This is a genomic window from Flavobacterium mesophilum (assembly GCF_039581405.1).
Classification (GTDB): domain Bacteria; phylum Bacteroidota; class Bacteroidia; order Flavobacteriales; family Flavobacteriaceae; genus Flavobacterium.
In genome coordinates this window covers 584371-602841 of sequence record NZ_JBCPXZ010000002.1, presented here as the reverse complement: position 1 = coordinate 602841, position 18471 = coordinate 584371, and the positions used below count along the sequence as shown (strand labels likewise).

The window sequence follows — 18471 nt, the reverse complement described above, 5'->3', positions numbered from 1 at the left end:
TTTATATATTTTTTAGCAATTTTAAGGCAGTAAGGCCGATTTAGTTTTTAATTATTTTAACCATTTTCTTAATGCTTCTTCTACAGTACCTCTAATGATAGGTTTTGAAATGTAATCGTTCATTCCGGCTGCAATGCATTTGTTTTTTTCCTCTTTTTCGGCGCCTGCAGTTACAGCGATAATAGGAACATTTTTGCCGGTTTCGGTTACTCTAATCGCTTTTGTAGCCTCATAGCCATTCATAATTGGCATTTGGATGTCCATGAAAACTAAATCCGGATTTATATTTTCAATTTGTTTGACAGCTTCATAACCATTTTCGCATTCAAAAATAATCGAATTCATATTGAGGTTTTTGACAATGGTTTTCAAAAGCAACATATTCACTTTATTGTCTTCAACAATCAGAATGGTTATTTTTTTGACATTTGAATTGTAACTTAAAACATATTCGGGCTCATGTCCGTTTGAAAGCGCTTTTAATTTTTCGCTCACTGTATTTTCGCTTGTTTTCAAATTCAAATCAAAATAAAAGGTGCTTCCTTGGTCGATTTTGCTTTTCAGCTGCAAACGACTTTCCATTAACGCTAATAATTGGTTTGAAATTGTAAGCCCTAAGCCAGTTCCTCCAAATTTCCTCGTTGTTGAACTATCTTCTTGTGAAAATGCTTTAAAAATCTTTTTCTGATTTTTTTCCAATATCCCAATTCCGGTATCAATAACCGAAAAACGAATCAGATATTGATCCTCGAATTTGTGATCAATTACCGAAACATTTAATTTAATTGATCCTTCATTGGTAAATTTTACAGCATTTGAAAGCAAATTGATCAAAATTTGTTTTAGACGAACAATATCAGTCCAGATGTATTTCGGAACATTTGGATCAACATTAAGTTCAAGTAACAGGTTTTTTTGATTGGACTCGTAAATAATCAAATCAAATATTTGTCCCAGAATTTTTTGCAAATCGTATAAATCAATATAAAGCTCCAGTTTTCCTGCTTCAATTTTTGAGAAATCCAGAATGTCATTAATAATCTCAAGCAACGAATGTGCAGATTGATTAATGGTGGTCATGTATTTTTCTTGAATTTCTTCAAGATTTGTTTTCATCAATAAATGTGTAAATCCGATAATTCCATTCAATGGAGTTCGGATTTCGTGCGACATATTGGCTAAGAAATCAGATTTTGATTTATTTGCGGCTTCAGCAAGTTCTTTGGCTTTAATTGCATCTTCACTTTCCTTGATTTTAGCCTGATTTCGATGTCGTTCTAAAGCCGATGAAATATTATTAGCTAATGTTTGATAAATGTAAATTTCATCATCAGTCCATCTTCGTTCTTTGGTACAATCATCAAAACCAATAAAACCTGAAAAAACATCATTTGAAAATATTGGAAGAATCAAAATTGATTTGATTTCGTTTGCAACAAGTAGTTTCTTAAAAAACGTTTCTTCCAGATTTTTAGTCAGCATGCTCAAAACCCTTTTGCTTTGGGAATGTGAAATAATTTCTTTCAGATTATCATCTGTAAACTTTTGAAGTTCTGTTATTTGATGTACAACACCTTCTCTCGACCATTTATATTGCTGGCTAATGGTATTAGTTTCAAAATCTTTTTCGTAATAAAAAATATGATCCGCTTTAGAGGCTTTTCCAATAATGTCATAGGTTTCCTGAAACATTTTTTGTGGGCCTTTTGTCAATAAGAATTTTTCTGTACAAAGTGCCATTGCTGAAAGCAAATCAGTTTTTAATTCCAGTTTTTTCTCGGCTTTAAGCCTCATTTGCGAAGAAATAGCCAGCGAAATTACATCTGAAATCGTTCTGGCATAATTGATATCTTCGTTGTCCCATTCTCTTTTTTCGCCGGTACTTTCAAAACAAGCAACTCCAGCCAATTGTCCGTTAAGAAAAATTGGAACATCCAGCATTGATTTTATTTTGTTTTTAGTAAAGTAAACTTCTTGAAATTCTGATGTTTCTAATTTGTCAAAAACGTCAGGGGCATTTATGATGGCTTTGTTTTTAAGAGTTTCAAAATAAATTGGGTAAGATTCTTTATCCAGAATATTTTTGTCGCTTAAAGTTTGATTGTCAAGGCTAAATAGGTTTTTGCAAGTGATAACATCGTTTGAGAATTTCCAAAAACTGACTCTATTGGCATTTGATACTAAGGCCGCTTCTTTGATCACATAATCAATTACGGTTTCCATATTGTCGTAATCGGTAAAATTTGTTGTAGAAAGCTTTTTGGTTGAATTGTTATAAGATTCAATTTTTTCTAAACGTCTTTTTTTCTCGTTTTCAACATTTTTTAATTCGGTAATATCTCTTGCAATCCCAGCAAAACCAGTTGTGATTCCTAAATCATTTTTGCGAACTATTACTTTTTGGGAAATCCATAATTCCTCTCCATTTTTCTTCAAAATCGGAATTTCAATTGTCGGATAATTAAGCTCGTTTTGTTCTAAATTCTCATAAAATTCAACAGCATTTCGAATGTAATCTTCATGAATGAAATTCGAATAATGTTGTAGCATAACTTCTTTTTCGGTATATCCTAAAATTGAATAACCAAATTCATTGATGAATGTAAAATGACCTTTGAGGCTGATTTCAAAAATAATATCGGTAGCAGTCTGAATCAGGTTTTTATATTGGTCTTGAACGATAATTTGTTCCGTAACGTCTTGTCCAATACTAATAATCAGATCTTCAGAAAACTTTTTGTCTTTCCACTGAATGTATTTGTATTCACCGTTTTTGCTTTTTAATTTCCTGATGTAAAGCTTGTTGTCGATGTAGTTTTTATAATAATTATCTTTGTTGAATTCTGAATCTTCGGTAACTTTCCAAAATTCCAACGCCATAACATCATCTGGATGATAGCCTAAAATCGAGGTGATTGTTTCGCTGCAAAACAGCAATTCTCCATTTTCATTTGTTGCAATTGTAAGCGAATTTCCTTTGTGAACAATTTCATTAGTAAATCGGTAATTGTCTTTATTGTTTTGTAAAACAGCATATTTTACTTGGTTTACAATAAAAATCACGATGCTAAAATTGATCAACAAAACCGATGATTTTATCGGAATCAATTGAAAAAGGACTGTCGTGATTAAATAAAGAAAAGTTAGCGCTACAAATGACCAATATATTTTTATAGGTTTTAAAACGCTATAGGAAAAGAAAAAGGATATTAAAAAAGTAATAATAGGCAAAACATCACCAGGAAGATAAATGATATTTCGCATTACATAAGCGATGTAGAAAAAGAAGGAAACAATAAAAATATTCTGAATTCGGTCGCGAAAATATTTGATCTTATCAGTAAGTACATATACAACCAATACACTGAAGCCAATGATTAAATTTACTACCAAAAGGCTTTTTGGTCTTATCTTGAAAATTTCATTGATAATCTCAATAACAACGACAGCAATGCCGAAAAAGAGAATATAAAGCTGGTATTCTTTAGTTAGTGTGTCGGTTTCTTTTTTCTTCTGAATGAAATAACCAATTCTGGCTTTGATTCGGAAAAATTGATAAATCAAGATTCCTAAAAAAGCAAATAACGAAAGCCCTAAAATAATAAGCTTTGGATTATTATAGAAAATGACCTCCGGACTGAAAACAAACCAGTTTGTTATAATTGATTTCAGGGTATTGCCTATAAAAGCAATTCCTGAATTCAATGTACTATAAAAACTGTAGTTTTCTACCATAAAATTTGGGAATGTACGGTTTAGTTAATAGCATTTCCGAAATTCTGAAAGAGTAGGTCAGGCTCTTTTTTTGTTCAGAAAGTCAGTTTCATATTTGATCCGATTGACCAATAGAGTCAATTGAATCTTCTTCTTGTTCCATATCAAAAATGTCATAATACGTTGCGTAACTCATGGACGTATTAAAAACATAAGTAAATAACATACCAACTCCGCAGGCAAATACACCAACGATTGAGCCTATGATTCCGATGATAAACACACCAAAAATCATTAAAGGATTTTTGCTTACCACTGTGATGCTTCCTTTAATTGCGTCTACTGCTTTTAAATTTCCAAAAACAATTAATGGAATGGTAAAAAACATAAAAAAGTTTATAGCGATCGAAATTGCTACTCCAATGAATATGAAGCCAGTACTTTCAAGTGTGTTTGCAATTGCGTTATTGACTGCCGTGATAATCAAAGTTGAAGCGAATAATGGAGCGAAATAAGGTGTTTTATAATAGCTGAACATAAACGAAGCCTTGAATTCATTGTTTTTGTCTGCTGCATCAGCCATTTTGTAAAAACCAGCTCCAAATGGCGCTAGAATGGCACTTAACAAAGAAATTCCAATGGTAGAAATTAGGGCTTCCTCTAAAGTTAATTTTGAAGGCTTTAAGCTCTCTTCAATCAATTTCGGTAGATTTTCAAAACCGTAAATATTTCCTATAACCAGCATTGCGACAATTCCGGCTATAAAAGAGAAAACTAATATAATCAGTGCTGAGTAAAGTGTTATTTTTTTAAAGTTTTCGAAAGCATGATCAAAAACAGTAGAAAAATCTATTGTGTAGCCATTGTTTTTAATGTTTTCGATTTTGGCAAGTGTAGATTTCATTTTGGTATGGAATTGTTTGTACTTTTAGAATTTACGGTCATTTATGAGACGTAAATATAGTATTTTTAATCAATTACATATGATATTCTACAAAATTAACAAAGACATTTTTTTTAAGCTTAAAGCCAGTCTAGTAATCGTTTAAGAGAAGTCAGTTTATCCTTATAAGGAGCATATCGCATAGGGAGATCGAGCCAGTTTGCTTTTTTTACTACAGATTTGTGATGCGAGAATATATCAAAACTCAGTTGCCCATGATAAGCGCCAATTCCACTATGTCCAACACCACCAAAAGGGAGTCTTTTATTAGAGAAATGAACCACGGTATCATTAATACATCCACCTCCGAATGAGTAGGTTGTGATTAGTTTTTTTGCAAAAGGATTATTTTCGCTAAAAACATAAAAAGCCAAAGGTTTTTCATATCGACTAACTACGTTTTCAATATCGGCTTCATTTTCATAAGTTAGAATTGGCAAAATAGGTCCGAAAATCTCTTCTCTCATTACAGGACTATCTAATGCTGGTTCTTCAATCAATGTAGGTGAAATGTATAATTTCTCAGCATCTGTTTCTCCTCCAAAAATTACTTTTTCACGTTCAATCATACTGTCCAGACGTAACCAGTTTTTGGTATTGATAATGCGGGCAAAATCGGGAGATTTGTCTATTTTTTTTCCGTAGGCATTTAAGATTTCGTCAATCAAAAAAGTAATAAAATTTACTTTCATGTTTTTCTGAATCAAAATATAATCTGGGGCAATGCACGTTTGGCCGGCATTGATGAATTTTCCCCAAACAATTCGTTTTGCAGCCAATTTTAAATTAGCGGTTTCATCGATAATACACGGGTTTTTTCCGCCTAATTCTAATGTAACTGGAGTCAGATTTTCGGCAGCCGCTTTTGCAACAATTTTTCCAACAGAAACACTTCCTGTAAAAAAGATATAATCCCAGCGTTTTGCGAGCAATTTGTTTGAGGCTTCAACACCACCTTCGACTACTTCTACATGTTTGACATGAAATGTTTTAGAAATAATTTTTGCAATAATTGCAGATGTGTGAGGGGTAAGTTCTGAAGGTTTTAAAACGACTCTGTTTCCTGCTGCAACTGCTGCAACCAAAGGGCATAAAGCCAATTGAAACGGATAATTCCAAGGTGCAATAACTAAAACTTTTCCGTAAGGTTCTTTGTAGATGTAATCAGTAGATGGAAAATTAAGAAGCGATGGGAAAATGTTTTTGGGTTTTGCCCAAGCATAAATATTTTTAATAGTATCCTTTAATTCCGAAATAACATAATTTGTTTCGGTTAAAACAGCTTCAAATTCTGGCTTTTTGAAATCATCGTATAAAGCTTGAACAATCAAATCTTCGCTTTTTTGAATGTTATACAACAACTTTTTAAGCGTTTCTTTTCTGTATCCGATGTCGTTTTTGTAGTCCATTTTATGATCAGCTTGTTTTTTATGGCTATGCAAGTTAATCGATAAAATTTAAAAAATTAACAATTATATCATAAAAAATCAAACGGCATTCCAAATTGTTTCATCTGGAGTAGGAGCGATAATTGTGATATTTTCTTTCGAGACTGGGTGCGTAAAAACCAGTTTTCTCGCGTGCAAATGAATTCCTCCATCAGGATTGCTGCGATCAGCGCCATATTTTAAATCACCTTTTATTGGAGAGCCAATTGCAGAAAGTTGCGCTCTAATTTGATGATGACGCCCTGTATGAAGATTGATTTCTAGAGCAGTATAATTCTGAAGTTCTTTAATAATTTTGTAATCCAGACTTGCCAGTTTGCTATCAGGAACTTCTTTTAAATGTGCTTTTGAAGTATTGTTTTTTTCGTTTCTTTTTAGGTAATGCACCAATTTGGCAGAAGCTTCATTTGGTTTGTTTTTTACAACCGCCCAATACGTTTTTTTTGTTTCACGATTGCTGAATAATTCATTCATTCGTGACAACGCTTTGCTTGTTCTAGCAAAAACAACAATTCCAGTTGTTGGTCTGTCCAAACGATGAATTACACCCAAGAAAACATCGCCAGGTTTATTGTATTTCTCTTTTATGTATTCTTTTACAACATCAGATAAAGGTTTGTCGCCAGTTTTATCTCCTTGCACAATATCGCCCACGCGTTTGTTGATCACAATAATATGATTGTCTTCGTGTAAAATCTGCAAGTTGTCTTTATTAGAAAGAATTTTCATAATGAGAATTTCGAATTATGTAGAGAATTTTGGCTAAAGCCTTTGATGTTGTTTTAAAAAGAACCTCCAGCAAAAGCTGGAGGCAATTAATTTATAAACCTTTGTTCCTATAGGCCTAAAAACTTAGTATCTTAGAACCTTAGCAACTTAGAATCTTTTAGTATTGTTCTTTCTCGTTAGGGAAATCTTTTGATTTCACATCAGTAGCATATTGACCAATTGCGTTTGTCATTTCTTCATAAAGATTCAAATAACGACGCAAGAAACGCGGACTGAATTCATTGTTCATTCCTAACATATCGTGAATAACCAAAACTTGACCGTCAACACCGCCACCGGCACCAATTCCTATAACAGGAATCGAAATGCTATCAGCTACTTTTTTCGCAAGTTCAGCTGGGATTTTTTCAAGAACTACTGCAAAACATCCTACTTTTTCAAGCATTTTTGCATCTTCAATTAATTTTTCAGCTTCTTCATCTTCTTTAGCTCTTACACTATAAGTTCCGAATTTATATATAGATTGAGGAGTCAAACCCAAATGTCCCATAACAGGAATTCCGGCGTTTAATATTTTTTTGATTGATTCTTTGATTTCTTTTCCACCTTCTAATTTTACAGCATGTCCGCCACTTTCTTTCATGATTCTGATAGAAGAACGTAAAGCTTCTTTAGGGTCAGATTGGTAGCTTCCAAAAGGCAAATCTACTACAACTAAAGCTCTTTCGACAGCGCGAACAACAGATGAAGCATGATAAATCATCTGGTCTAAAGTAATTGGCAAAGTAGTTTCGTGACCCGCCATCACATTTGAAGCAGAATCTCCCACTAAAATCACATCGACACCTGCCGTATCAACAATTTTAGCCATTGTGAAATCATATGCAGTAAGCATAGAGATTTTCTCTCCATTGCTTTTCATTTCAATTAACGATTTGGTAGTGATTCTTTTATAATCTTTTTTAGCAACTGACATTATATGAGTAAGTTTTAGTTTTATAATGATTTTAAAAGCAAATTAGACTTTTAAAACGTGATATTTTTGTTTGCAAAATTAAGTAATATATTCTAACAATCAGCCATATTAACGGCAATTGCCAATCCGCCTTCTGAGGTTTCTTTGTATTTCGAATTCATATCTTTTGCCGTTTCCCACATCGTATTGATTACTTTGTCTAACGGAACTTTAGCATTTTTAGAATCAGTTTCAAGAGCTAATTCTGCTGCATTTATGGCTTTTATGGCGCCCATTGTATTTCTTTCAATACACGGAATCTGAACTAAACCACCAATTGGGTCACAAGTTAAACCCAAATGATGTTCCATTGCAATTTCGGCAGCCATTAAAACTTGTGCAGGAGTACCGCCCATTAATTCGCAAAGTGCCGCTGCAGCCATCGATGACGAAACACCAATTTCGGCTTGACAACCTCCCATTGCCGCTGAAATCGTAGAACCTTTTTTGAAAATACTTCCAATTTCTCCAGCAACCATCAAGAATTGTTTGATTTCTTTTTCGCCTGCATTGTGGTTTTCAATTACCATATAATACATTAAAACTGCCGGAATAACACCTGCGCTTCCGTTTGTTGGGGCTGTAACGACACGTCCTAAAGAAGCATTTACTTCATTAACTGCCAATGCAAAACAACTTACCCATTTTAGGATTTGGCGGAATTTAACTTCGGTTTTTCTGATTTCTTCCAGCCAAGATTGGGGATCTGTATAATTTGATAATCCAATTAAATTTTGGTGCATATCAAAAGCCCTTCTTCGAACGTGAAGTCCACCAGGTAGAATGCCTTCTGAATGACAACCAATGTACATGCATTCCAACATCGTATTCCAAATACGCATCAGCTCTGAATGAATTTCGTCTTCAGAACGCATTGATTTTTCATTTTCATAAACAATCTCAGAAATCGATTTGTTTTCAGAAATCGTATAATTTAAAAGTTCAACTGCATTTTGAATTGGAAAAGGAAAAGCACATTTAATGACTTCTTTGATTTTGGCATTTTCGCGTTCTTCTTTCACAACAAAACCACCGCCAATTGAATAAAAAGTCGATTCGTATTCTGAATCATCATTTTTATAGGCAGTAAATTTTAATCCATTTGCATGAAAAGGAAGAAAGTCTTTATTGAAAACAATGTCTTGAAGAAAATAAAACGGAATCGTATATTGATTAGCCAAAATGATTTCGTTTTTGTCTTCAATATTTTTAATAATTCCAGCAATATTTTCAACTGGAATATATTCAGGATCTTGACCGCTCAAACCGAGCATTACAGCCAAATCTGTGGCGTGACCCTTTCCGGTTAAAGAAAGCGAGCCGTACAAATCGACTTTTACGCGCTTGATTTGGTCTAAAATAGATTCGTTTTTCAGCTCTTCCAAAAAACGTTCTGCGGCTCTCCAAGGACCCAAAGTATGTGAGGATGAAGGTCCAACACCAATTTTAAGCATATCAAAAACAGAGATACATTCTTCCATTGTTTCAATTTTGTTATTACAAAGATAATTGAATAATGCAACGATAGTTATATTTTGATCGTTAATGTTGCACTTTTGTTAAAAATGGTATTAAATTTTAATAATTTGGCAACAAAATAAATTTAATTGTTTAATATGCAGTTTGCGTAGAAAGTTGGCTATTTTTCGGTATTTTTGTAGAGAGCCTTTTACTAAAACCGCTTAATTTGTTTGGTATAATTACGAAACCGCTTCAAAGGATTTTATTTTAATTCTGAAAAATGTCTTTTTACGATTACAATACCACAAAGCATAAAATTACAATATGATAGAATTTTTCAGGCATTTTTTACACGAATTCGAATTACCGCTCACGAATCCAGTATTGATTTTTTCTTTAATACTTTTAATAATTCTGCTTTCGCCCATTTTATTAAAAAAAATCAATATTCCTGGAATCATCGGATTGATTATTTCTGGAGTTATTATTGGACCACATGGTTTGCATCTTTTAGAAAAAAACTCAGCAGTTAATTTATTTTCGACCATTGGGCTTTTGTACATCATGTTTATTGCTGGTTTGGAACTGGATATGAACGAGTTCAAAGCCAACCGAAACAAAAGTTTGCTATTCGGATTTTTCACTTTTATTATTCCGCTTTCAATAGGCTTTCCGGTTTGCTATTATCTACTTCATTACGAATTTAATGCGAGTTTTTTAACGGCGAGCATGTTTGCAACGCATACCTTAGTAGCGTATCCGATAGTAAGCAAATTGGGGATTGCAAAAAATCAAGCCGTTGCCATAACAGTTGGAGGAACAATTTTGACGGATACTGCTGTTTTGATTATTCTGGCAGTTATTATGGGAAGCAGCCAAGGAAGTTTGAATCAAGCTTTTTGGATAAAGCTTACGGTTTCATTGGCGATTTTTTCAGCCATTATGTTTTTGGTTATTCCGAGAGTTGCAAAATGGTTTTTCAAGAAATTAGAAAGTGAAAAACATGCCCATTATATTTTTGTTCTTTCTGTTGTTTTCTTTGCTGCCTTTTTGGCCGAAGTAGCAGGAGTGGAGCCTATTATTGGCGCTTTCGTTGCCGGTTTGGCATTGAATCCGTTGATTCCTCACTCATCAGCTTTGATGAACCGAATTGAATTTATTGGAAACGCATTGTTTATCCCGTTTTTCCTGATTTCTGTTGGAATGCTGGTTGATGTCAGCGTAATTTTAAGCGGACCAACAGCTTTAATTGTAGCAGCAACTCTGAGTGTCGTAGCAATTTTTGGAAAATGGACCGCCGCTTTTTTTACTCAAATTGTTTTTAGATATACCAAAACAGAAAGACAGTTGATCTTCGGATTGAGCAGTGCACACGCGGCGGCAACTTTGGCAGTAATTTTAGTTGGTTATAAAGCCAAAATTCTAGATGAAAATATTCTAAACGGAACTATTATTCTGATTCTGATAACTTGTATTGTAGCGTCTTTCGCAACTGAAAAAGCGGCGAAAAAAATAGCGATTTGCGAAGAAGAAATCTCGCATGAAGATGCAGGAAAAGACCAAATTGAAGATGAACATATTTTGATTCCGCTTGCAAAAAGCTCGGCGGCGACTGGTTTATTAGATTTTGCGCTTTTGATTAAAGATAAAAAATCTTCAAATCCGATTACATTATTGACGATTGTTCCGAATAATGATCAGGCCGAAAAAAGTATTTTGAAGTATAAAAAAGCAGCTGATAAATTTGTTATTCAAGCATCTGCTTCAGAGGTGAAAATCAATACGATTGCCCGAATTGATCATAATCCGGCGAGTGGTATTGCTAGAACTTCTAAAGAAATCATGTCGGATATTGTGATCATTGGCTGGCCACAAAAAACAGGTTTCTTGGATAAAATTTTCGGTGAAAATGTCGATTCTATTATCAATAATGTCGATAAGAGTTTATTCATCTGCAGATTCCCAACTAATTTTGTTGAAGAAAAAAGACTCGTTTTCATCTGTCCGCCATTTTCTGAAAGAGGAATTGGTTTTCATCTTTTATTGCAGAAAATCTGTAGATTATCACAAGAATTAAGCATTCCGATTGTGCTTTATGCTGATTATAAAACGCACCAAACGATTCAAGAAATTGCAAATACTTTGAGATTGAACGCTAAATTTGGTTTTAAAAGCGTCATGGAATGGGATAATTTCGAAGCAATTTCAGATGAAATAAAACCTACTGATTTTATTGTTTTCAACTTATCTAGAAAAGGCTCGGTTTCGTATCAGTCTATTTTTGATCGACTGCCTCAAAAATTTGATAAATTCTTTGCTGATAATAATATTCTTTTGGTTTATCCGCAAGACGATCGACAAGAAAGCTCAATGGATGCCTACGAAGATTTTACTGCAACTCCATTGACAAAAGGTCTTGAAGCTATTGAGCAGATTGGTAGAGGTTTAGGGAATATTTTGAAGAAAGGATAGTTTAATAAATGTCAAGAAAATGAACCATAATATAAAATCCATTCGTCCATTTATAGGATCCAAAAATTTCGAAATATCACGAAGTTTTTATCGTGATTTAGGTTTTGAAGAGTTTGTTATAGCGCACAATTTTTCAGTTTTTAAAAGCGAAAATACTGCGTTTTATCTTCAAGATTATTATGCAAAAGAATGGATTGAAAACACCATGATCTTTCTAGAAGTTGATGACGTAGAACGCTATTATAATGAAATTGCAGCTTTGAATCTTCCTGAAAAATACGAAGGTGTAAAATTGATTCCGATTAAACATTTAGATTGGGGAAGTGAATGCTTTCTCCTTGATCCATCGGGAGTTTTGTGGCATTTTGGAGTATTCAAAAAATAGATTTTCGCCCCGAATTCACGAATTTTTTTTACATATAAAATTCGTCAATTGCTTCGCCTGTTCGCTATCGCTCGAGTCGGGGCTAATTAATTTACCTCAAACCAAAATTCCCTAAAACGCGCGTATTTTTTTCGGTTTGATACCAATCATTATAAACCAATTCAAGGTTTTCTACGGCAAATTCTCCAAAATCAAAATCACGAAATTTATCTGTAATCTCAATTAATTTCTTTGGATTTTTAAGCGGTTCTTGAAAGCGCATAACAGTTGAATGCGCTGTCGAAATGGTATAGCGGCTGTCGATGCTTTGTTGTAAATCTGAGTTTTTAAAATTCTCACGAAGTTTGTTTCTGAAATTATTCAAAGTTTCATCTGTCGGGAATCCTTGAATCATTATTGCAGAAGGCGACGCTGTAATACCTTTAAAGTGAATTTTTATTTTATCAGCATCCACCATGCTTTTGCAGATAAGCTGAATATAATCGTTTGGTGAAATTTGATCTAATTTAAAAGCTGTAGAGCAAGAAATAATCGACATTACTGTAATATGAATATCTGAATCTGGATAGAAATATTGTTCTGGTTCAGCTTCTTTCAATTCATTCAAAAAAAACTTGATATTGGCTTTTATTTCGTCGTTTGGGCGAATAAGCAATGTGATTCCAAATCGAGAATCTGATTCGTTTTTAAGCTCAGAATCGATCGAATAATCCCCAGCCGAAATAACTTCAGATGATGTCTTGTAAAGTTGGTTGTAATGTTCGGTTAAATTCATTTAATTTTATTTCTTTTTCACTTTTTCAAGATTTTCTTTTACTCTGAATTTTACAATTCGGGTAATCAAATCATAAGGCATTTTATCTTTTAAAGGAAATTGCACAGAGCCTTTTCCTGATTTGTATTTTGAAAGTTCTTCTTTAAACATTTCATGTCCGCTTGGCAATGCGTAAAGGCCAATATGGTTTTTAAAAGCAGCAAAATAAACCACGATTCCGTTTTGTTCAAAAGCTGGCATCGAATAACTGATTTTTTCTTTCGCCTCTGGCGCCGCTTTTTGAATCGTCATTCTGATTTTTTCCAAAATTTCCTGAACTTCATTCGGAAATCCGCCAATGTACTCGTCGATATTTTCTGATTTTTTGACGTCCATGATTTTCTGTTTCAAGTTGATTTTACCACAAAGTACGCTAAGGTATTTTTTAATTGTGAATCTAAATATTATCTATACTAAGTTCACAAAGCTTCATGAATACAAAGCTTTGTGAATTTTGATTTAAAAAACTTTGCGAACTTTGCGTAAATCTTTGCGTTCTTTGTGGTTAAAAATATTTATGCAAGTCCTTTCGGGAATCGATCTAAAACTAAATTCAGCTTTAGATTATGTTCTAAATACGCTTTCGCACCAGCTAAAACCAAAGTAAAACCTTCAGTAGAATTGCGAACCTGATCGATTATCTTGTCTGAATCTCCGTGAAATCCAGAATTTGTAATACTCACAAAAGTTTCATTTTCATTCAGCGGACTAAAAACCCATTCCACTAAAGTGATTTCATCAGGATTTCCCCATTCAATTACAATTTTTTTATTTTCCTGCAATACTAATGTCGTTACCGTCAACGAAAAACCATACATTTCCCAAGTCCACTCCGTTTTTTGGTTTTCTTCTAATTTTCCGGAACCTTTTGTAAACCAAAATTTACGTGTGATTTCGGGATCTATAAAAGCCTGAAAAACTTCTGAAACAGGTTTCCTGATTAGCATTTCGGCTCTCGCAAATTTGTTGTTTTCTGTTTTCATCTCATTATATCTAATTCTGAAACATTTTTTTTGGGATTACTAATTTAAGAAATATAGTTCTCCGAAAAAAAAAGCTTTACATGAAATTTGTAAAGCTTTGGTATTTAAAGAGAAAATGGTCTACACTTTATCTTTGTCAATCCATTTACCAACTGTAGGTGGCATATAATTTTTCATTTTTTCTAATAAATCATCAATATTGTCACTTACCAAAAGCATTTTTTGATTGGCGTTTTTCAGCAAACCTTTTTCAACCATTGTTTCCGTTAATTGAATCAACGAATCGTAAAAACCGTTTACGTTTAAGATCGCAATTGGCTTTTTATGAAGTCCTAATTGTGACCAAGTAAGCATTTCAAAAAGTTCCTCTAATGTGCCAAAACCACCTGGAAGTGCAATTACGCCATCGCATAAATCATTCATTTTGGTTTTGCGTTCGTGCATGCTTTCTACGACAATTAATTCGGTCAAGCCTAAGTGTGCAATTTCTTTAGATCGGAGAAAATTTGGAAGAACGCCAATTACGGTTCCGTTTTCGCTCAGTGCGCCATCCGCGACAGCGCCCATCAAACCTACGTTTGCACCGCCGTAAACCAGTCCGATATTTTGTTTGGACAAAGTTTTTCCGAGCAATTCAGCCTGTTCTCTAAATATTTCATCGGTACCAAAACTAGATCCGCAGAAGACGGTTATATTTTTCATTTTTTTTTAGATTTTAAAAGATGCAAGAAGAAAGATGGTTTATTTTTATTTTTTTCTTATTTCGTATACAAAGTTATGTCGTGAAGGCTCATTGTAATACGCAACATTGATTTCGTCTATTTTTTCGGCGCCCAATTTTTCAATTGCTTTTTGAGATCTATAATTTTCTGCTCCAATATGAAATCGTACTTTATCAACAAATTGAAAAGCATAATCGAGCATTATTTTTTTTACTTGTGGATTAAAACCAGTTCCCCAAAAGTTTCTTCCGTAAAAAGTATAACCAATAAAAATGCTATTATTTTCGGGTTCGTAATCATAAAATCTTGTGCTTCCGGCAATTTCATTTGTGGTTTTATCTAAAATTAAAAAAGCGCCTTTGCTTTCAATAGCACCTTCAAAAAAGTTTTGAAATACGTCTCTTTCGTAGCGATTTTTATTCGGATGCTGTTCCCAAACCAAAGGATCTGAAGCTACTTTGTAAAGTTCTTCAAAATGATTTTCTTCTAGTGGAATTAATTTTAAAATTTCATTTTCTAGAAAATCAGGCTGTAAATTGAAGTTTGACTGTCGCATTTTTTAAATTTTTCTAATCTGTACGCAGGAAACATTTTCCATTTTAACTTCTTTCCCTACTTTTTTTAGAAGACCAGTTTTTTCATTTCTTTTAAAAACAACTACGTTTCCTGTATTTACATTTGTTGCGACTAAAAATTTACCGCTTTCATCAAGGGCAAAAACTCGTGGATGTTTACCTAAAGTCGATTGATAACCAATGTTTTTTAGCATTCCGTTTTCATCAATTGTAAAAATGGCAATATTGTTTTCTTTTCCGCGGTTTGTGGCGTACAGAAATTTTCCGTCAGGAGAAATGTGAATGTCTGAGCTTTCAAAACCTTCTTTTATTTTATCCGGATGTGTTGCAATTCGTTGAATTTTATTCAGAACACCGTTTTCATATTTATAAACGCTTATTTGCCCTGCCATTTCCTCAATACAATACCCAAATTTCTGATTCGGATGAAAAGTAAAATGTCTTGGTCCAGCTTCTAAATCAGTTTTTGTAAATGGATTTTGAGTTTCGATTAAAGGCTTTTTCTGATTGGCATCAAAAGCATAACAACGAATTTTATCGGCTCCTAAATCAGGTAAAAACAAATAATCAAACTGAGGCGAAAATATCGCAGAATGTACATGTGAACGCGTTTGTCTTTCTTTGTGCGTGCTTCCGTCCATGTATTGAAAATTTTGTGCAATGGAGTCGATTTTGCCATTTTCCAAAATTGGAAAAACAGAAACACTGCCTTCAGTATAATTAGCATTGGCAATCCATTTGCCACTTTTGTGAACCGTTACGTAAACCGGATTTTCACCACCGCTTCTTTGACTGTTTAAAAAAGTCAGGCTTTTATTTGCAGGATTAAATTCAAAACTGCTGATACTTCCAGCGTTTGGTGTTTTGGTATCGGTGCAAGCGTAAACATATTTTCCATTTGGAGAAACGGTCAAATAGGAGGGATTTATAATGTTTTTCGCTGAAGCAAATTTTGTTAATTTTCCTTTTAAAGTATCCAACTGATAAATCTGAATGGCTTCAGCTGATTTATCACGATTGTATGAACCCAGAAAAACATAAGTGTTTTGGGCAAAAAGATTAAAAGTTGCCAGAAAAGCAACAATTAAAAGGTTGTTTTTTAGTTTCAATTTTTTATTTTTTTTGATATTATTTTATGAATCAAGAGTAAATCTAAAACCAAATACGGGAAGCTCTCCTTGCATAAAATCCAAAATTTCATATCTTTTGAATCCGATATTTTCATACATTCCCCAAGCGGTTTTCATGGCGAAAGTAGAATGAATAATGACTTGTTTTCGGTTGTTTTCAGTTGCTTTTTTGATGCATTCCAAAGTAAGTAGTTTTCCAATTCCTTTTCCTCTTGCGTTAGAATCAACTCCCAACAAACGAAATCCAGCCGAATCCTTTTCTTGAGTTGCAATACCTCCAGAACCGTAATATTGCATATCATTAAAATAAACCACAGCTCCAACAATAGTATTGTCATCAAGAGCTACTAATAGTTCCGTTTCAGGATATTGAGTGAAATTGCCAATATTGGCCAGCATTTTATAATAATTGGGTTGTTCATCTTCTTTTGGAAAACCTTCCAAAGCCGAATAAACGCGAATTAAAAGCTTTCCAATTTCTTCAAATTCTGATGGATCAGCATTTCGGATTATTAATTCTGAAGTATTCATGTCTCAATTTTTGAGGATTTAATTTATGGTTTTCCACCATTGTTGAAATTCCTGATTTTCGTTTTTTAATTCGACTACTTCTCCAATCATTGGCGTAATTAACGGAATTGGATTTTCAGACAAATTATTCAATTCCGTCACTTTTTTCAATGGTTCGTCCCAAGAATGCAATGACAAGGCAAATTTCGAAGAATGAACTGGAAAAGCCCTTTTTGCATTTAAGTCTTTCATGGCTTGAATTACATCTTCGGGCATGTTGTGGATGTATTTCCAATTTTTGTTGTACTGGCCATTGTCAAGCAAGACGATGTCAAAAGTTCCAAATTTTTGCCCGATTTCTGCAAAATGAATATCATAACCGCTGTCTCCGCCAAGATACATTCTGAAATCTTTAGTTTCCAAAATGAAAGACGTCCACAGTGTATTACAACGTTTAAAAGCTCTACCCGAAAAATGCCTTGATGGTGCCGTGTAAAGCATTAAATTTTGATCCAATTCTATTTTTTCGTTCCAATCTTTTTCGGTGATAATTTCAGGATTAAAACCCCAAAATTCAAAATGAGAACCAACGCCGAGTGCTGTAATCACTTTTTTGATTTTCGGCTTTAATTTCAAAATCGTTTTATAATCTAAATGATCGTAATGATCGTGTGTCATCAACAAATAATCAATTTCTGGAAGATCATCAACGGTGTAAATATCGGTTCCTTTAAATGATTTTGTAGTTCCTGGAATAGGAGAGGCGTTTCCGCTAAAAACAGGATCAATCAAAAAACGTTTTCCTTCAAGTTGAATGAAATAAGAGGAATGTCCAAACCAAATCAAAACATCTTTGTCCAGAGGCAGTTCTTTCAAATTTGTTTTTATTGACGGAATCAAATCAGTTGGTGTTTTTCGATCTACTTTTTTGAAGAAAAATTCGAGTAGAACGCCCGTCATGCTTGCACCTTCAGCAAGATCTGGAGTGAAACTCTGATTTTCGAATTTTCCGTTTTTATATTGAGGCGATTTCTGAATTAAAGCCAAATGCTCACCAGAGGGCGCTTTCCCGAATTGTGGATGTTGTAAAAACAAATAAAATGCTAATACTAAAGCAAGAATAATTATTATAGTTAGAATCATTTTTTATTGTGGAGGATATAATTTAGTTAGATTTTCAACTGAAAGAACAGTCATTTCTTTTAAAATGGCAAGGTCAATATCAGCAAGTTTTTTGACATAAATACAACCTTTTGAAGGTTTAAATTTCCCGAATTTCGCAAGTAATTTTTCTCTGTTTTCAGGATCTAAAGAAAAGTAAAGCGAAATCGCTGCCTTCCTTGGAGAAAATGCGGCAAGTGGCGCATCGCCTTCATGACCGCTGGCGTATTTGTAATGATAACTTCCAAAACCAATAATGCTCGGTCCCCACATTTTAGGTTCAAAACCAGTTGTTTTCTGCATGATTTTCACAAGTTCAAAAGCATCATTTCTTTTGGTTTCATCATCAACCGTCTGGATAAAATCGATGACACTGCTTTCGGTTTCGGAGGTTTTATTCTTTGCCATT

Annotated in this window: 17 protein-coding genes; 2 read left to right on the top strand and 15 right to left on the bottom strand. The window is 33.7% G+C overall.

Going from position 1 to position 18471, the window contains the following annotated elements:
• Window positions 1-51: 51 nt before the first annotated feature.
• From AAYQ19_RS07090 to AAYQ19_RS07065, 6 genes are all read right to left on the bottom strand, one after another.
• Window positions 52-3735, bottom strand: coding sequence for a response regulator (locus AAYQ19_RS07090; RefSeq protein ID WP_343535378.1), 3684 nt, complete (start codon window positions 3733-3735; stop codon window positions 52-54).
• 88 nt (window positions 3736-3823) lie between these two features.
• Window positions 3824-4618 carry a hypothetical protein gene (locus AAYQ19_RS07085; protein WP_343535375.1) on the bottom strand — a complete coding sequence of 265 codons (795 nt, stop codon included), beginning with the start codon at window positions 4616-4618 and terminating at the stop codon, window positions 3824-3826.
• Window positions 4619-4737: 119 nt separating this feature from the next.
• The gene (locus AAYQ19_RS07080) at window positions 4738-6066 is read right to left on the bottom strand and encodes an aldehyde dehydrogenase (RefSeq protein ID WP_343535373.1); all 1329 of its coding nucleotides are present in this window, start codon (window positions 6064-6066) and stop codon (window positions 4738-4740) included.
• Between the two features lie 78 nt (window positions 6067-6144).
• On the bottom strand, window positions 6145-6834 hold the full coding sequence (locus AAYQ19_RS07075; RefSeq protein ID WP_343535371.1) for an RluA family pseudouridine synthase: 690 nt from the start codon (window positions 6832-6834) through the stop codon (window positions 6145-6147).
• Between the two features lie 157 nt (window positions 6835-6991).
• A complete protein-coding gene (gene panB, locus AAYQ19_RS07070; RefSeq protein ID WP_343535369.1) occupies window positions 6992-7810 on the bottom strand; it encodes a 3-methyl-2-oxobutanoate hydroxymethyltransferase in 819 nt (272 codons plus the stop codon).
• A 92-nt stretch (window positions 7811-7902) separates the two neighbouring features.
• Window positions 7903-9330 carry an L-serine ammonia-lyase gene (locus AAYQ19_RS07065; RefSeq protein ID WP_343535367.1) on the bottom strand — a complete coding sequence of 476 codons (1428 nt, stop codon included), beginning with the start codon at window positions 9328-9330 and terminating at the stop codon, window positions 7903-7905.
• A 304-nt stretch (window positions 9331-9634) separates the two neighbouring features.
• Between AAYQ19_RS07065 and AAYQ19_RS07060 the strand changes: the two genes are divergently transcribed.
• Complete coding sequence (locus tag AAYQ19_RS07060) at window positions 9635-11782, top strand: cation:proton antiporter (RefSeq protein WP_343535365.1); 2148 nt, start codon at window positions 9635-9637, stop codon at window positions 11780-11782.
• A 19-nt stretch (window positions 11783-11801) separates the two neighbouring features.
• Window positions 11802-12167 carry a VOC family protein gene (locus AAYQ19_RS07055; RefSeq protein WP_343535363.1) on the top strand — a complete coding sequence of 122 codons (366 nt, stop codon included), beginning with the start codon at window positions 11802-11804 and terminating at the stop codon, window positions 12165-12167.
• Between the two features lie 91 nt (window positions 12168-12258).
• Here the strand turns inward: AAYQ19_RS07055 and AAYQ19_RS07050 are convergent, their stop codons facing one another.
• The 9 genes from AAYQ19_RS07050 to AAYQ19_RS07010 all read right to left on the bottom strand — a co-directional run bounded on the left by AAYQ19_RS07050 (window position 12259) and on the right by AAYQ19_RS07010 (window position 18470).
• Window positions 12259-12942: a 2'-5' RNA ligase family protein gene (locus AAYQ19_RS07050; protein ID WP_343535362.1), complete on the bottom strand. Its 684-nt coding sequence runs from the start codon at window positions 12940-12942 to the stop codon at window positions 12259-12261.
• 6 nt (window positions 12943-12948) lie between these two features.
• Window positions 12949-13317, bottom strand: a complete 369-nt coding sequence (locus tag AAYQ19_RS07045; protein WP_343535360.1) for an iron chaperone — start codon at window positions 13315-13317, stop codon at window positions 12949-12951.
• Between the two features lie 179 nt (window positions 13318-13496).
• Entirely contained in the window at window positions 13497-13964 is a 468-nt protein-coding gene (locus AAYQ19_RS07040; protein ID WP_343535358.1) for an SRPBCC family protein, read from the bottom strand.
• Window positions 13965-14084: 120 nt separating this feature from the next.
• Window positions 14085-14666 carry an LOG family protein gene (locus tag AAYQ19_RS07035; RefSeq protein WP_343535356.1) on the bottom strand — a complete coding sequence of 194 codons (582 nt, stop codon included), beginning with the start codon at window positions 14664-14666 and terminating at the stop codon, window positions 14085-14087.
• A 45-nt stretch (window positions 14667-14711) separates the two neighbouring features.
• Window positions 14712-15242: a GNAT family N-acetyltransferase gene (locus AAYQ19_RS07030; protein ID WP_343535354.1), complete on the bottom strand. Its 531-nt coding sequence runs from the start codon at window positions 15240-15242 to the stop codon at window positions 14712-14714.
• Between the two features lie 3 nt (window positions 15243-15245).
• Entirely contained in the window at window positions 15246-16370 is a 1125-nt protein-coding gene (locus AAYQ19_RS07025; RefSeq protein ID WP_343535352.1) for a lactonase family protein, read from the bottom strand.
• Window positions 16371-16394: 24 nt separating this feature from the next.
• Window positions 16395-16922: a GNAT family N-acetyltransferase gene (locus AAYQ19_RS07020; protein WP_343535350.1), complete on the bottom strand. Its 528-nt coding sequence runs from the start codon at window positions 16920-16922 to the stop codon at window positions 16395-16397.
• An 18-nt stretch (window positions 16923-16940) separates the two neighbouring features.
• Window positions 16941-18044, bottom strand: coding sequence for an MBL fold metallo-hydrolase (locus AAYQ19_RS07015; protein ID WP_343535348.1), 1104 nt, complete (start codon window positions 18042-18044; stop codon window positions 16941-16943).
• A 3-nt stretch (window positions 18045-18047) separates the two neighbouring features.
• Complete coding sequence (locus AAYQ19_RS07010; RefSeq protein WP_343535346.1) at window positions 18048-18470, bottom strand: DUF1801 domain-containing protein; 423 nt, start codon at window positions 18468-18470, stop codon at window positions 18048-18050.
• Window position 18471 lies beyond the last annotated feature (1 nt).

Coding starts and splice junctions, on each gene's coding strand:
- AAYQ19_RS07090 (WP_343535378.1), bottom strand. CDS start 3,735: ATGGTAGAAAACTACAGTTTTTATAGTACATTGAATTCAGGAATTGCT.
- AAYQ19_RS07085 (WP_343535375.1), bottom strand. CDS start 4,618: ATGAAATCTACACTTGCCAAAATCGAAAACATTAAAAACAATGGCTAC.
- AAYQ19_RS07080 (WP_343535373.1), bottom strand. CDS start 6,066: ATGGACTACAAAAACGACATCGGATACAGAAAAGAAACGCTTAAAAAG.
- AAYQ19_RS07075 (WP_343535371.1), bottom strand. CDS start 6,834: ATGAAAATTCTTTCTAATAAAGACAACTTGCAGATTTTACACGAAGAC.
- panB (WP_343535369.1), bottom strand. CDS start 7,810: ATGTCAGTTGCTAAAAAAGATTATAAAAGAATCACTACCAAATCGTTA.
- AAYQ19_RS07065 (WP_343535367.1), bottom strand. CDS start 9,330: ATGGAAGAATGTATCTCTGTTTTTGATATGCTTAAAATTGGTGTTGGA.
- AAYQ19_RS07060 (WP_343535365.1), top strand. CDS start 9,635: ATGATAGAATTTTTCAGGCATTTTTTACACGAATTCGAATTACCGCTC.
- AAYQ19_RS07055 (WP_343535363.1), top strand. CDS start 11,802: ATGAACCATAATATAAAATCCATTCGTCCATTTATAGGATCCAAAAAT.
- AAYQ19_RS07050 (WP_343535362.1), bottom strand. CDS start 12,942: ATGAATTTAACCGAACATTACAACCAACTTTACAAGACATCATCTGAA.
- AAYQ19_RS07045 (WP_343535360.1), bottom strand. CDS start 13,317: ATGGACGTCAAAAAATCAGAAAATATCGACGAGTACATTGGCGGATTT.
- AAYQ19_RS07040 (WP_343535358.1), bottom strand. CDS start 13,964: ATGAAAACAGAAAACAACAAATTTGCGAGAGCCGAAATGCTAATCAGG.
- AAYQ19_RS07035 (WP_343535356.1), bottom strand. CDS start 14,666: ATGAAAAATATAACCGTCTTCTGCGGATCTAGTTTTGGTACCGATGAA.
- AAYQ19_RS07030 (WP_343535354.1), bottom strand. CDS start 15,242: ATGCGACAGTCAAACTTCAATTTACAGCCTGATTTTCTAGAAAATGAA.
- AAYQ19_RS07020 (WP_343535350.1), bottom strand. CDS start 16,922: ATGAATACTTCAGAATTAATAATCCGAAATGCTGATCCATCAGAATTT.
- AAYQ19_RS07015 (WP_343535348.1), bottom strand. CDS start 18,044: ATGATTCTAACTATAATAATTATTCTTGCTTTAGTATTAGCATTTTAT.
- AAYQ19_RS07010 (WP_343535346.1), bottom strand. CDS start 18,470: ATGGCAAAGAATAAAACCTCCGAAACCGAAAGCAGTGTCATCGATTTT.